The sequence below is a fragment of the Arthrobacter sp. SPT-J7 genome (assembly GCF_059089965.1).
Genome location: NZ_JBNHFF010000548.1, coordinates 1 through 538, shown reverse-complemented (window position 1 = coordinate 538; position 538 = coordinate 1). Strand labels below are relative to the sequence as shown.

Below are 538 nucleotides of genomic sequence, written 5' to 3'. Positions count from 1 at the left end.
CAGCCCCGGTCCTTCTTCCTCGCAGAAAAATGGCTGGACGACCTTCAGGACATCCTCGGCGCCTACCCCCACGTCCCGGCCTTCATAGGCAGCGCCGCCTTGCTGGAGGAGATCACCGGTTTCCATCTTCACCGGGGTGCCATGGCCGCCATGGAGCGTCCCGCGCCGGTACCGCTGCCGAAACTGCTGGCCGGTGCGCGAAGGGAGGCGGTCCTGGAGGACATCGTGGACCACACCAGTGTGAGGTGTTCCGAGACACAAGGGTCTGACCGCGGTCGTCCACGAGGGCGATCAAGGATCGCGATCCTGGAGAACCTTACGGACCATACAAACGTAGGTGCGGTTTTCCGCAGCGCCGCAGCGATCGGCGTCGACGGCGTGCTGGTGACGCCGCAGTGTGCTGACCCGCTCTACCGCCGCTCGATCCGCGTGTCGATGGGCACGGTCTTCCAAGTGCCATGGACGCGGATCGAATCGTGGCCAGCCAGTATCGAACAGCTGAAAGAGGCAGGCTACTTCGTGGCAGACATGTCTCTGG

The 538-nt window shown here is 63.9% G+C and carries 1 protein-coding gene; it reads left to right on the top strand.

Going from position 1 to position 538, the window contains the following annotated elements:
- Positions 1 to 538, top strand: a 538-nt coding sequence (locus tag AC5RWX_RS34190; protein ID WP_494100560.1) for a TrmH family RNA methyltransferase, incomplete at both ends; no start/stop codon positions are given.